Source organism: Haloarcula sp. K1, from assembly GCF_001647155.1.
GTDB classification, from domain to species: Archaea; Halobacteriota; Halobacteria; order Halobacteriales; family Haloarculaceae; genus Haloarcula; species Haloarcula hispanica.
Genome location: NZ_LRHL01000007.1, coordinates 43,140 through 55,743, shown reverse-complemented (window position 1 = coordinate 55,743; position 12,604 = coordinate 43,140). Strand labels below are relative to the sequence as shown.

Here is a 12,604-nt window from a genome sequence, read left to right as displayed (position 1 = left end):
GCGAGACGTGAAACCGCGCGCCGATGGCGCGCGGTATGCTGTTTTGCCCGTCTCCGAGCAAGGCACTACCAGGCCGACTCTAACACGCTGACGATGTCTTTTCGTGTGGGTTCCAGTTCTGACGGGACGTTCGCCATGAAGGCGTCTTCGAGGACGGCGTCAGCAACTTCGGGGAACGCCTCGCGGTCGGGGCCGTCAACATCCCGGAGTCGTGTCGGCAGTCCCAGCGTCGTCACCACGTCATTGACCCGGTCGACGACCGCAGCAGCGGGGTCAGAGGCCTCACCGACACCGAGAGCATCGGCGAGTAGTGACCGCCGGCCGTCGACCTGCTCGAACAGGTACGAGAGGGCGTGTGGAGCGATAACCGCGTGGGCCGCGCCCTGCTGGACCTCGTAGGTCCGGGTTAGTCCGTGGCCGAAGGCGTGGATCAGCGAGAGCGTCGTCCCATCGGCCCGCGAGATGCCGTACTGGACGAGCATGATGCCCCGGGTGAGCGACTGATACACCCACGGGTCGTCGTCACCGTTACCGAGTGCGAGCAGTCCGTCTGTGAGAAGACCGAGACCGCGCGACGCTGTGGCGTCAGTTATCGGGGTTGAATTAGCCGCGTACAGCGTCTCGATACCTTTGTCGAAGCCGTTCATCGCCGACGCCGCGAGGACCGACCGGGGCGTCGTCGCGATCAGTTCGGGGTCGTAACAGACGGCTGCGGGCATCAGTTTCGGATCGCCGACACCGCCGCTGGTCGGTTCGTCCACAGGGCAAGTATCGGGCACGGCTGTGACTCCCGCCACGATAGAGAGGTCAGCGCCGGCCAGTGTCGTCGGGACAGCCACAATCGGCGGCAGCTCCGTTTCGGGGACGGCTATCGTTCCGGAATCGACGAACGCCTGACCGACAGCGGCCGGATCACGGTCGGTTGCCGCGAGGATACTGATGATTTTCGCCACGTCGAGGCTGCTCCCGCCGCCGACGGCCACGAGACAGTCGGCATCGACCTCGCGGAAGCGTTCGAGCCCGTCGTAAGCGGTACCGAGCCGCTTGGCAGGCGTCGTTTCCGCGAAGACGCCGGCCAGCCGGTCACCGAGCCCCTCTCGAACGGGGTCCATCACAGCCGGCGTCTCACCGACGGTAGCGCCACAGACGACCAGCGCGCGGTCGTCGCCCTGTGCGTCTAGCTCCGTGTCAAGCGACCGAACGGCATCGGGGCCGTACCGCAGCGTCGCAGGGTCGTACTCGAACCGGAACGGGGCGTTGAGGTCGGCGGCAAGCGGTGTGTCGGGCATTGCTGTGACTCACTCGGCCCCGCTCGTCTTTAGCCCTTCAGGTCGTCAGCGCCGTCGGTCGCCACAGGTCGAGCGTTCGGGTCGTCTGCAAGCGTGGTCACGTCGTCTGTCCGTGGTAAAACCGTAGCGTATTCTCGGCAGGATTCCCGTGCTCAGACCGGCTCCGTCTACTGTGGCTCCATGCCGGCCATCCCGTCAGTCAGTGCGCCGAGGTCGGAAAGCACCTCGGCGAGCGAACCGATACTGTCTTTCTCCCGTCGGTCCGGGTTCACGAGTACCCGAACCGATTCCGTTCCCAGCGAGACGAATCCGAGGTCGAGTTTCGCCGCCGTAGCACGGAGGCCGAGGCCCGCGTCCGCGTCGCTTGCAAGCACCTTCCGAGCGGGGCTTTCGTGTGCCTTCGTCGTGAGTTCGTAGCCGTCGATAGCATCGATGAGTTCGGCGCGGCCGACACCCCGTTCCTCGCCAAGTGCGTCGACCGCGTCGTCGAAGCTCCGCCGCAGTCCAGAAGCGCTGTCGCGGTTGACGAAGCGGTAGTCGCCGTCGACGAGGTCGCCCAGGTCGGACACATCGGTATCAGGACTGACGACCAGTCCCCACTCACGCTGCCATCCCCCGATGTCGGTCGCTTCGTGGTCGCTGCTGGTCGGACCCGCGACGACGGCAATATCGGGCACGCCGTTGTCGAGGCGGCGGAGCCCCTCGGTGGAGCCGAGCGGGAGATACCGCGGGCGGGAAACGGTGTCAAGCAAGCGCGAGAGGAGGGGGTCGTCCTCGCCCATGCCGAGAAGCGTCGGCGGTCTGACCGCCGGGGAGAACAGCGTCACGTCGACTGCCTCCCCCTCAGCAAGGTAGTCTGTCCCCGGCGGCACGTCCACGAAGCCGTCGGCGTCGACGAGGCTCGTCGTCGCGCCGCTGCCCTTGTCGACGGGATAGACCAGCAGCGACCCCGTCTCGTCCTCGACCAGGCCGGCCGGCATGAGGCGTCTGCGCCCCTCGCCGTAGCGTTCCTGGACCGCCATCGTGCCCGAGACCGTCGCTGTCTGTGGCGGGTCCCGCCCGGCGGCGTCCCGGACCGCCGGCGCGACGAACGTCTGGAAGATGGTCAGCGCCGACACCGGGTACCCGGGCAAGCCGACGTACGCCGAGTCGCCGATAGTGCCGACGAGCATCGGCTTGCCGGGCTTGACGGCGACGCCGTGGAGCCTGAGTTCGCCGCGTTCCTCGATCACGCGGTAGATGACGTCCACGGCACTCGCGCTGGTCGACCCCGACGAGAGAACGAGGTCGCACTCGTCGGCCGCCTCGTGGAGCAACCGCTCCATCTCCGCGTAGTCGTCGCCGGCGTGGGGGTACATCACCGGATCGCCGCCGGCCTCCGAGACAGCGCCGGCGAGCGTGTAGCTGTTCACGTCGTATATCTGGCCGGCGGCGCTGTCGAGGGGATCCCCGGGCCGGACGAGCTCGTCACCGGTCGAGAGGATGCCGACCTTGGGACGACCACGCACCGGGACCTCGTCGAGGCCTAGCGCCGACAGGAGTCCGATTTCCCGCGGCGTGATGCGCGTTCCAGGTCCGAGGGCGCGTGCCCCGGCCGCGATGTCCGCGCCGGCAAGCATCACGTTGTCACCGGGCGCGACGGATGTGCGTATCTCGACGCCGTCGGCTGTCTCGGTCGTTCGCTCGACCATCACGACGGCATCCGCGCCGGGCGGCATCACCGCGCCAGTGGAGATCTCGGCGACCGACCCCGACTCGACCGTCACGTCGGGCTCCTCGCCCGCGTGAACTTCGCCGGCGACTGAAAGCGTCACCGGGTCGGCCTCGTCAGCGCCGAAGGTGTCCCTGGCGTGTACGGCGTAGCCGTCCATGCTCGCGCGGTCGAACCCCGGCACGTCGATGTCGGCGTCGACTCGCTCTGCGAGAACACGGTCCCTGGCATCTGCCAGTGGGACCGTCTCCGGGGCAGGGTCGATGTCGAGGTCCGCGACGACCTCGTGGGCCTCCTCGGGCGACGCCAGGTCGCGGAACTCGCGGCGGTCGCTCACTGCGACCACTCCCAGTCTTCGACAGTCACGGTGTCGCCGGCGTCGTACCCCTCGACGGACTCCGGCACGACGACCCAGCCGTCGGCGAGCGCGACGCTCGAGAGGACGCCCGAGCCGCTGGCCCGCGTCGGCGTCGCGGTCGTTTGCTCGTCCACGCCCTCGTCGTGCAGTTCCACCCGGGCGTAGGTTCGGGTCCCCGGTTCACTGGCTATCTTTCGTGTCAGCTCGGCCTCGGTGGTCGGCGGCGCTGTCGACGGGAGGTGGCCGGCCTGTCGGAGCGCCGGCCGGAGGAACTGGACGGCGTTGACGATACAGGCGACCGGATAGCCCGGGAGCATCAGAATCGGCGTCTCCTCGACCACGCCCAGCGCGACTGGATGGCCCGGCTTCAGCGCGACGCCGTGGACCAGCACCTCGCCGATTCCATCGACGACCTCCGGGAGCAGGTCCCGCTCGCCGACGGAGGACCCGCCGGTCGTCACCACGATGTCGTGGTCGAGGTCGTCGCTGATGGCCGCCCGGAGCGCGTCCACGTCGTCGGTGACGATATCGCGGTAAGTCGCTGTGCCGCCCCAGCGTTCGACGTACTGGGTGACGGTCTGGCCGTTCGTCTCGATGACCTCGCCCGGCGCGGGGTCGTCCTGCACCAGTTCCTCCCCGGTCGGAATCACGCTGACGGTTGGCTGCTCGTACACCTCGATGGTGTCGTTACCGACGGATTTCAGCAGGCCGAGGTCCGACGGACGGAGCCTGTGGCCTGCCTCGTAGAGGGTCTGCCCTTCCGCCACGTCCTCGCCGACCGGCGCGACGTTCTCGCCGCCCGCGACCGCGTCGAACACCGTGACGGTGTCGCCGGCCACCTCGGTCTCCTCGACCATCACGACGGCGTCGGCACCCTCGGGGAGTTCGCTCCCCGTGTGGACGCGAGCCGCTGTTCCCGTTGTCACCGCCTCATCGACCCGGAGCGATGCCGGCGACCGCTGGCTCGCGCCGAACGTGTCCTCGGCCCTGACGGCGAAGCCGTCCATCGCCGCGCGGCGGTAGTGTGGCACCGCGCGCTCGGCAGTGATTTCCCTCGCGACGACGCGCTCGTCGGCGTCGCGCAGCGGGACGCGCTCCGTCCGCTCGTGTGGGGACACTGCGTCAAGCAGCGTCTCCCTGGCCGCCGTCACCGGCGTTCGGTCCTTGAACCCGGCCGACTTTCGGGACTCGTTGCTCATGTGGGTACGAATGGCCGGCACACCAAAAAGCTCGCCAGGTTCAGGAGGGTAGTGACAGTAGCGTAGGTGTGAGTGAGTCGACCCTCCGCTGTCGTCTCTGCGGGAGCGAACTCTCGACGGGGCTAGTCGCGACCGACAGCCGGCACTGCTGTCTCAACGCCACACCTATCGCCGGGACCTGCCCCGAACACGGGCCGGTCGGGCCGCACCACGCCGTGGAGAGGTGAGTATCACCGTCCCCAGCTCGGTCAGTCGAGGCGGTTGAGGTCACCCCGACGCTCCCGATGCATGACACCACCGGCGAACCGACGCAACGTGTCGACGAGTTCTGATTCGGTTTCGTACGTTTCGATTCGCAAGTCCCAGCGCACCGACGCCGACCGAATCATCGCACTCGTCACGTCGTCCTCATGGATGAACACCATCCGATCACCGTGCGTGTCCGCGAGCCGTTCGAGGATACTGCCGGCCTCCTCACCAACGCCGAAGTTGTGTCCGAGAAACGGCAACACGAACGCGGTGGCATTGCTGCATCGCGCAAACTCGATACTCTGTGTCGCCGCGTCCACGTCGTCAGTGTCAATGTCGACATCAAGCGCCAGAAAAGCGTTGAAGCCCGGGTCGGCCCGGAGCGCCCCCTGTACCCGCCGCAACAGTGCTTTCGCCTCATCGATTTCAGCTTTGTTCTGAAACAGTCGCCGGAGTGGGCCAGGCAGGTCGCCGATATCGATATCGGCTCGCTCGGACTCGCTAAGAACGTAGTTGAGATTGAACGACTTGTAGGGCCCCATCAGATAGAACAGGAACCGGTCGTACCGAACATCCCCGACCTGGTCCATAATCCGCTCCCGTGTTATTTCCGTCGCCATAGTGACACCAATCTGCCACTATATTATAAAAGTAGGTATTTTCAGTATTCATTGGCTTGAGAACAGCTAAATATGAGCCGTCCGTACACATAATTGAGATGTCGACGGACCATTCGCGAGCGGTGGACGGGGAGCCGCCGGAGGACCCGGCCGACCTGCTGCCCGACGACAGCGTTCTCAGTCTTGAGGAGTACCTTGATATGCACGCTGCGGTCGGCAACCGGATTCGGTACGAAATCCTCTACCGCCTCGTCCACGGTGGGGAGATGAGTCCGACGGAACTGGATGACATGTTAACTGTCGATGACAGTACGCTCCACTATCACCTCAACACGCTCGTCGACGCCGGCCTCGTCGAGAAGCGCCAGCGGACGGACCGCGGCCAAGATGGACTCTACACATACTACAGTGCGACTGTCTTCGGCGAGGTGACGCTCACCGACGGCGTCGACGAGCTCATCCGTGGCGAACAGGCCTTCGACGACATGTACGACAGTTCGGCGGAGTGAGTGGGCACGCGGCCGGCACGGAGGTTCAAGTACGGGAACGGGGCCACGCCCCGGTATGCAGTCCATGGCTCCCGCCGCCGACCCGGCAGCGACGCTCGCATTACTCGCTGCGGTCGGAACGGGAGTCGGGCTGGGAACGCTCAGCGGCCTCATCCCGGGGCTGCACGCCAACACGTTCGCGCTCTTGCTCGCCGCCGCGGCGAGCAGCCTGCCCGGCCCGCGGCTGTACGTCGGCGTCGCGATGCTTTCGGCCGGCGTGACACACACCTTCCTCGACGTAATTCCGGCGCTGGCGCTTGGCGTGCCGGACCCGGCGATGGCAGCCAGCGCACTGCCGAGCCACCAGCTGGTCATCGAGGGCCGCGGCCGGGAGGCGCTTCGCCTGTCTGCGCTGGGGAGCGGGCTGGCCGTGGTGTTTGCCGTCCCGCTGGCAGTTCCGCTTACCCTGCTGATGGAGCGAGCGTATCCGCTGCTCCGGCCGTGGTTGTCGGTGCTTCTCGCGGGGGTCGCCGTCCTGCTCGTGGTCACGGAGCACGGCCGCCACCAGCAGGTCGGCGCGGCGTGTTCCCTGGCCGCCAGCGGTCTGCTCGGAATCGGCCTGCTCGATGCGCCGGTAACCGGAGCGTTGCCTGTGTCGGACGTGCTGGTCCCGCTGTTTTCGGGACTGTTCGGCGCGCCGGTGCTCCTGGCCGCTATCGAGGGGGACGGCGTCCCGCCACAGGCCGACGCGACGGTGACGACGCCGCGACGAACGGTCGGCGTTCTCGCCGGTATCGGGACGCTCTGTGGTGGCGCTGTCGGCTACATTCCGGGCGTCTCCAGCGCTATCGCAGCGACGCTGGCGCTGGGCCTGGTCTCCGACCAGGGGCCGCGAGCGTTCATCGTCACGACGAGCGGCGTCAACACGGCGACGGCTGTCTTTGCGCTGTTCGCGCTCATCTCGTTGGGAACGCCCCGAACCGGCGTTCTCGTCGCGCTCGATCGGGCCGAAGTCCCGTTGGTGCTCCCGGCACTGCTCGCCGCGGTCGCCATCGCTGCCGTCGCCGGCGCGATACTCGTCCCGACGCTGGGCGACCGCTACCTCCGGATTGTCGGTCGACTGGACCCGACATACCTCTCGCTGTCCGTGATTGCGGTCCTGATCTGTCTCTCCGCGCTCTTCGCGGGGCTGGTCGGCGTGGGTGCGTTCGGGGCCGCGACCGCAGTCGGCCACTTGCCCCCGAAGTTCGGGGCTCGGCGGGCGACCCTGATGGGGGTGTTGCTCGTCCCGCTGGCGTTATAGGTAGCCCCGCTGGCGGAAATGGGCGAGCAAGACGGCGACGACGATCACCATCCCGATCATCACCGCGGGGTAGCCGAACGCCCAGCCCAGTTCCGGCATGTTGTACGGGCTATCGGCGAAGTTCATCCCGTAGATGCCGACCACGAAGGTCAGCGGAATGAAGATGGTCGCGACGACGGTGAGCATCTTCATTACCTCGTTGGTCGACTGGGACACCGTGTTCAGGTAGATATCCCGCGCCCCCGCCACCAAGTCGCGGTACGTCTCGGTCAGGTCCACTATCTGGACCAGGTGGTCGTACACGTCCCGGAAATACTTCTCCGTCTGTGGCTGGATTTGTTTGGGGTCGCCGCGGGCGAGCACGCCGATCGCCTCCCGCGCCGGCCAGACCTGTTTGCGGAAGGACAGCAGGTCGCGCCGAACGTCGTTGATCCGTTCCAGCGTCTCGATATCGGTGGAGATGGTCACTTCCTCCTCGATCTGTTCGATATCGGTCTCGATCTCGTCCAGCAGGTCGAAGTACGCGTCGACGATGACGTCGATGACCCGGTAGGCCGTGAAATCCGGGCCGCGGTGGAGGAGTCGCTCGTCCCCGCGGCCGACGGCGTCCATCACGCGCTGGATGGACGGGACGGCTCCCGTCGACAGCGTGACGACCCAGTCGGGGCCGATGAACAGGCCAAGCGGCGTCGTTGTCACCTCCTTGTCGAACGTCGTATCGCCGGGCGTGAGCGACGCGGACTTGACGAGCGCGAACGTGTAGGCGTTGAACTCCTGGACGTTCGCCCGGACGTCGGTCTTGATGTCCTCGATAGCCAGCGAGTGGAGATCGAAGGCGGAACTGACGGCGTCGATTTCTTCGGGTGTCGCGTCGGTGACGTGAACCCACGTCGTCCCGACGGCCGTTCGGGCTGCCGCCAGGTCCTCGTACTCCATCGCCTGTCCGTCGGCGTACACCACTGCGGAGATCACGGTGTGTCCTCCGTCGGCGTGGCGTGGCCGACGGCCGCCACCGTCAGGCCGACCATGACCGCCGTCACTGACGCAGACCGGCCAGGGTAGGCGACGCTCGTCCCGACGACGTAGCCGGCGATGCCGACGAGCGTGAGCACCGCACCGGCGACAAACAGCCGATTCATGCCTCCGTCATCACTGGCCCGAAAGAAAACAGTGTCCCCGAAGTCAGTTGCCCGAGTGCGAGAGGCCGCCGAGCAGCGTATCGACGCGTGGCCCTTCGCGGTCGTCGATCCGTTCCGGGTAGACGGCGACGGCGACGACCACGTCGCCCTCGTGCTCGAAGCTCGTGAGGTGGATCAGGACGTCGACTTCCTGACCCTCGATGCTCGTCGTTCCGGAGAACACGGCCACCTCACGGGACTCGCCCAGTGCCTCCACCGAGCGGTTGCGTTCGAACTGGACATCGTTTATCTGGTCGTTCCGGCTGGCGACTTCCTCGACGAGGCGTTCGTTGGACCAGCTGGCGGCCGGGTTCAGCGACTTCCCCGCGACGCTGGCGCTGGGCGTCGAGAAGACAATGAACCGGCCGGCGTTGACCTCACCGAGCGGTCCGAGGTCGATGCCACGGTCGTACTGTCGGACGTGGTTCGTGACGCGGATGGTTCGCTCCTGCCCGGCGACGGTGACCGTCCGCTCGATGGTCTGTTCGTCAGCCATCGACTGCTCGTAGCCGGTCTCTTCGAGCGCACTGTCGCCGACTGACGCCGGTGCGGAGTCGAACTCGACCGTCTCCCCGGTTATCAGGCCGACACAGCCCGACGAGACGACGAGTAACCCGACGAGAAGCGTGAGGATGCCCTTTCGCATTGTTGTTCCTACACTGTGTCCAGTATATAAAGTACATGGCCGTTCAAGCTGTCGGATGAGGTACAAAACACCGCCGATAACCGTTCCAGAGCCGGTCTGTTGTCTCCTTTCAGAGCCGGTAGGTCGGCCCGTCGTCGGTGTCCTGCACCTCGACGCCGAGCGCTTCCAGTTCGTCCCGGAGTTCGTCGGCGCGTTCGTAGTTACCGGCCTCTCGTTCCTGCTCGCGGATGTCCAGAACCAGATCGACCACGTCGCCGGCAAGCGACACGTCGCCGCTGTCGTCGTCGCCGAACGCCAGCCCGAGGATGCCGCCGCCGAGTTCCTCGAACGTTTCGACAGCGCGGCGGAGCCCCTGGTAGTCCCGTTGCTCGTGGGCATCCAGGTGGGAGTTCACTGCGGCCGTCAGGTCGAGCAGCGCGGTCATCGCCTCCCGCGTGTTGAAGTCGTCGTTCATCGCGGCCTCGAACGCCGAGCGGGCGTCTGCGACAGCGTCACGAAGCGTCTCGTCGGTTACCTTCGCGTAGGCGTCCACGCCGTCGCAGGCCTCGGCCGCTCGCTCGTAGCCGCGAGAGAGGCGGTCCCAGCGCTCTTCAGCCTCCGAGATGGTCTCGTCGCTGTAGGTCGCCCGCGAGGTGTAGGCCGTCGACAGCAGGAAGGTCCGAAGCACGTCGGAGCCGAACTCCTCGACGGCATCGGCGACGGTGAAGTAGTTGCCAAGCGAGGAGGACATCTTCTCCTCCTCGGTTTCAAGCAGGCGGACGTGGAGCCAGTACTTCGCGAACTGCTTTCCGGTCGCGGCCTCGCTCTGGGCCACCTCGTTCTCGTGGTGGGGGAAGACGAGATCCTGCCCGCCGACGTGGATGTCGATAGACTCGTCGAGGTGGGTCATGGACATCGCCGAGCACTCGATGTGCCAGCCGGGTCGCCCCTCGCCCCATGGGGAGTCCCAGGTTTGTGCTGTCTGGCAGGCCTCTTCGGCGGGTGCGGCCTCGGGGTGCTGATGTTCGGCGATGTCCTCCGGGTCGACGCCGCCGGCCTTCCAGAGCGCGAAGTCGGCCGGGTGGCGTTTCTCCCCTTCGGTGTCTTCGCCCTGGGACTCGATGTCGTCGACGGACTGGTTCGAGAGCTTGCCGTAGTCCTCGAAGCTGGTCACGTCGAAGTAGACAGAGCCGTTGGCTTCGTAGGCGTGGCCCTGCTCGATGAGTCGCTCAACGAGGTCGATAATCTCCGGGACGTGTTCGGAGACGCGGGGGTACACCTCCGCGCGGCCGAGGTTGAGCGAGCGCATATCGTCGATGACCTGCCCGACGTAGTGGCGGGCCACGCTCTCCTCGCTGTCGCCGTCCTCGCCGACGCGGGCGACGATCTTCTCGTTGACGTCGGTGAAGTTCTCGACGTGGTGGACGTCATAGCCCAGGTGGTCGAGCCATCGGGCCATCACGTCGACATGGACCCAGCCGCGCGCGTGCCCGAGGTGGGGTGGGTCGGAGGTCGTCAACCCACAGTAGTACAACAGCACGGAGTCGGGGTCGCGCGGCTCGAAGGGCTCTTTCTCACCGGTCAACGTGTTCGTCACACGAAGCGTCATTATCGGGGCAAACTGGGGCCGCCCGCTTTAAGCCGTCGGAAGGCGGCTCACCCCTGTACAGTCGCTTCGACCACTCGGAGCGCGTCCGGTCCCGCGCGGCGGCTCACTACCACGACGAGCGCGTCGTCGGTGACGCCGGCGGCCTCGGTCGAGATATCGGTCGCTCGCAGGCGTCCCAGCACCTCGGCCAGCGCCGCCGCCGAGAGGTCACCGGTGGCGACGATGCCAGTCAGCGACCCGGCGCCATCGGCGAAGGCGGCGTCGCCGACTGTGAGGACGGCGGCCGACTCAGCATCGGGGGACTCGACCCGGCCAAGCCCGCTCTGCATCGAGACCCTGGCGTCGCTGTCGTGTGGCGGGTCGGTGGGCAGTTCCTCGGCGAACCGACGGAGCGCAGTCGCGACGGCTTCCTCCTCGCCGTCGATGTCGAGCGTACGTGCGGCGGCCGTGTAGTTGACGATGCCCGCCCGGAGTGCGTCGTAGAGAAACGGCCGCTCGCGAACGGCATCCCTGGTCGCGGCTGCGAGTGACATTGGCGTCGGCCACGGGCGGCGTGGGCAAAAGTCGTTCTATCAGGCGCGAGCGAACGCGGTTCCACGGGGCCGCTCGCTACCGAGGGGCCTCGCCGTCCTGTGATGAACGGTAAACGGGCGCGCTGGACCCGCAGAACTTCGGGACCACTCCCAGCGACTGAGAACAGTCAGAGGGGATTGTGCCACAGGAAGCCGTCTCTCTACATGAGGGAAGGACAATGGCTATTGCACAACGCGAACGGCAAGTGTTCGGACAGCCCCTGGAACCGGCGGAACGAGTCATCGGTGGCATCGTCGTCGCTGCTGGCGCGCTGGGACACGCCGCACTGCTGGCAGCCGCTGGGGTGTTGTTCTACGTCCTCCTGTTCGGGCTGTGACCGAGTGGAATCGGTCGGCAAGTACACACTTTCGGCGTTCAACGTTGAACAGCCTGCCGGCTATCCGGGCAGGCCAACGAAGGCCCTAAGGACGGCTCGCACCAACCGGTGGATATGGACGAAGCGCTCGTTATCGCGGCCCACGGCTCTCACCTGAACGCCGAGTCGAGTACGCCCACCTACGACCACGCGGACACGATTCGGGCGACCGGCGCGTTTAGCGAGGTCCGTGAATCCTTTTGGAAGGAGGAACCGTCGTTCCGGGAGGCGCTGCGGACCGTCGACGCCGACGAGGTGTATCTGGTTCCGCTGTTCATCTCGGAGGGCTACTTCACCGAGCAAGTCATCCCCCGAGAGTTCCGCCTGGAGGACTGGGACCCCGAGCTGTGGGACTCCGACGGGACGAGCGCAACCAACGCGACGCTGGCCGCCGAGGACACGGACCAGACGGTCCACTACTGCGGCCCGGTCGGGACACACGACTCGATGAGCGACGTCATCGTCCAGCGGGCCGAGTCCGTCACCGGTGACCCCGACGTCGGCGACGGGTTCGGACTCGCAGTCGTCGGCCACGGCACGGAGCGCAACGAGAACTCCGCGAAGGCCATCCAGTACCACGCTGACCGCATCCGCGAGCGGGACCGCTTTGATGAGGTGCAGTCGCTGTTCATGGACGAGGACCCCGAGGTCGATGATGTCGCGGACTACTTCGAGAGCGACGACATTGTCGTCGTGCCGCTGTTCATCGCCGACGGCTTCCACACCCAGGAGGATATCCCCGAGGACATGGGCCTGACCGACGACTACCGGACGGGCTACGACGTGCCGACCACTGTCGAGGGCCACGATATCTGGTACGCCGGCGCGGTCGGGACGGAGCCGCTGATGGCTGACGTGGTGCTCGAACGGGCCGCTGACGCGGGGGCCGACGTGAGCAGCGCAATCGAACAGGTGCGCGAGGAGACCGGCGGCGCGAAGCCCGCGACCGGCGACTGACCGCTCAGCGCCTGCCGCTTTGTACCGGAACACAGACCGACTGACACTGCTGGCTGGCCGGAACCAGCC

The 12,604-nt window shown here is 66.6% G+C and carries 14 protein-coding genes; 5 read left to right on the top strand and 9 right to left on the bottom strand.

Annotated elements, in window-relative coordinates:
- Window positions 1–65: 65 nt before the first annotated feature.
- The 3 genes from AV929_RS03545 to glp form a co-directional block, all read right to left on the bottom strand.
- Window positions 66–1,289, bottom strand: a complete 1,224-nt coding sequence (locus tag AV929_RS03545) for an iron-containing alcohol dehydrogenase family protein (protein WP_064287459.1) — start codon at window positions 1,287–1,289, stop codon at window positions 66–68.
- A gap of 167 nt (window positions 1,290–1,456) precedes the next feature.
- The gene (locus tag AV929_RS03540) at window positions 1,457–3,337 is read right to left on the bottom strand and encodes a molybdopterin biosynthesis protein (RefSeq protein WP_079980792.1); all 1,881 of its coding nucleotides are present in this window, start codon (window positions 3,335–3,337) and stop codon (window positions 1,457–1,459) included.
- A complete protein-coding gene (glp, locus tag AV929_RS03535) occupies window positions 3,334–4,557 on the bottom strand; it encodes a gephyrin-like molybdotransferase Glp (protein WP_064287457.1) in 1,224 nt (407 codons plus the stop codon). Before glp ends, AV929_RS03540 begins: the two co-directional genes overlap by 4 nt.
- Window positions 4,558–4,625: 68 nt before the next feature.
- Here glp and AV929_RS22225 point away from each other — a divergent pair, with 68 nt between their 5' ends.
- Window positions 4,626–4,784: a hypothetical protein gene (locus AV929_RS22225; RefSeq protein WP_165353755.1), complete on the top strand. Its 159-nt coding sequence runs from the start codon at window positions 4,626–4,628 to the stop codon at window positions 4,782–4,784.
- 21 nt (window positions 4,785–4,805) lie between these two features.
- On the opposite strand, the gene AV929_RS03530 is transcribed toward AV929_RS22225, so the two are convergent.
- Window positions 4,806–5,426, bottom strand: a complete 621-nt coding sequence (locus AV929_RS03530) for a hypothetical protein (protein WP_023843318.1) — start codon at window positions 5,424–5,426, stop codon at window positions 4,806–4,808.
- Between the two features lie 98 nt (window positions 5,427–5,524).
- Here AV929_RS03530 and AV929_RS03525 point away from each other — a divergent pair, with 98 nt between their 5' ends.
- Window positions 5,525–5,935, top strand: a complete 411-nt coding sequence (locus AV929_RS03525) for a transcriptional regulator (RefSeq protein ID WP_014040671.1) — start codon at window positions 5,525–5,527, stop codon at window positions 5,933–5,935.
- A gap of 64 nt (window positions 5,936–5,999) precedes the next feature.
- Window positions 6,000–7,217, top strand: coding sequence for a tripartite tricarboxylate transporter permease (locus AV929_RS03520; protein WP_191906066.1), 1,218 nt, complete (start codon window positions 6,000–6,002; stop codon window positions 7,215–7,217).
- Here the strand turns inward: AV929_RS03520 and corA are convergent.
- From corA to AV929_RS03500, 5 genes are all read right to left on the bottom strand, one after another.
- Window positions 7,212–8,189, bottom strand: coding sequence for a magnesium/cobalt transporter CorA (gene corA, locus AV929_RS03515; RefSeq protein ID WP_050036706.1), 978 nt, complete (start codon window positions 8,187–8,189; stop codon window positions 7,212–7,214). The two genes, AV929_RS03520 and corA, sit on opposite strands and share 6 nt — an antisense overlap.
- Window positions 8,186–8,356, bottom strand: a complete 171-nt coding sequence (locus AV929_RS22220) for a hypothetical protein (RefSeq protein WP_014040668.1) — start codon at window positions 8,354–8,356, stop codon at window positions 8,186–8,188. The genes corA and AV929_RS22220 overlap by 4 nt, the downstream gene beginning before the upstream one ends.
- Before the next feature lie 43 nt (window positions 8,357–8,399).
- A complete protein-coding gene (locus AV929_RS03510) occupies window positions 8,400–9,041 on the bottom strand; it encodes a DUF6517 family protein (RefSeq protein WP_064287455.1) in 642 nt (213 codons plus the stop codon).
- A gap of 109 nt (window positions 9,042–9,150) precedes the next feature.
- Window positions 9,151–10,629, bottom strand: coding sequence for a cysteine--tRNA ligase (cysS, locus tag AV929_RS03505; protein ID WP_064287454.1), 1,479 nt, complete (start codon window positions 10,627–10,629; stop codon window positions 9,151–9,153).
- 47 nt (window positions 10,630–10,676) lie between these two features.
- Window positions 10,677–11,162, bottom strand: coding sequence for a hypothetical protein (locus tag AV929_RS03500; protein WP_050007442.1), 486 nt, complete (start codon window positions 11,160–11,162; stop codon window positions 10,677–10,679).
- A gap of 218 nt (window positions 11,163–11,380) precedes the next feature.
- On the opposite strand from AV929_RS03500, the gene AV929_RS22215 reads away from it, so the two are divergent.
- Complete coding sequence (locus AV929_RS22215) at window positions 11,381–11,539, top strand: hypothetical protein (RefSeq protein ID WP_023843316.1); 159 nt, start codon at window positions 11,381–11,383, stop codon at window positions 11,537–11,539.
- Between the two features lie 114 nt (window positions 11,540–11,653).
- Window positions 11,654–12,535, top strand: a complete 882-nt coding sequence (locus tag AV929_RS03495; RefSeq protein ID WP_064287453.1) for a CbiX/SirB N-terminal domain-containing protein — start codon at window positions 11,654–11,656, stop codon at window positions 12,533–12,535.
- Window positions 12,536–12,604 lie beyond the last annotated feature (69 nt).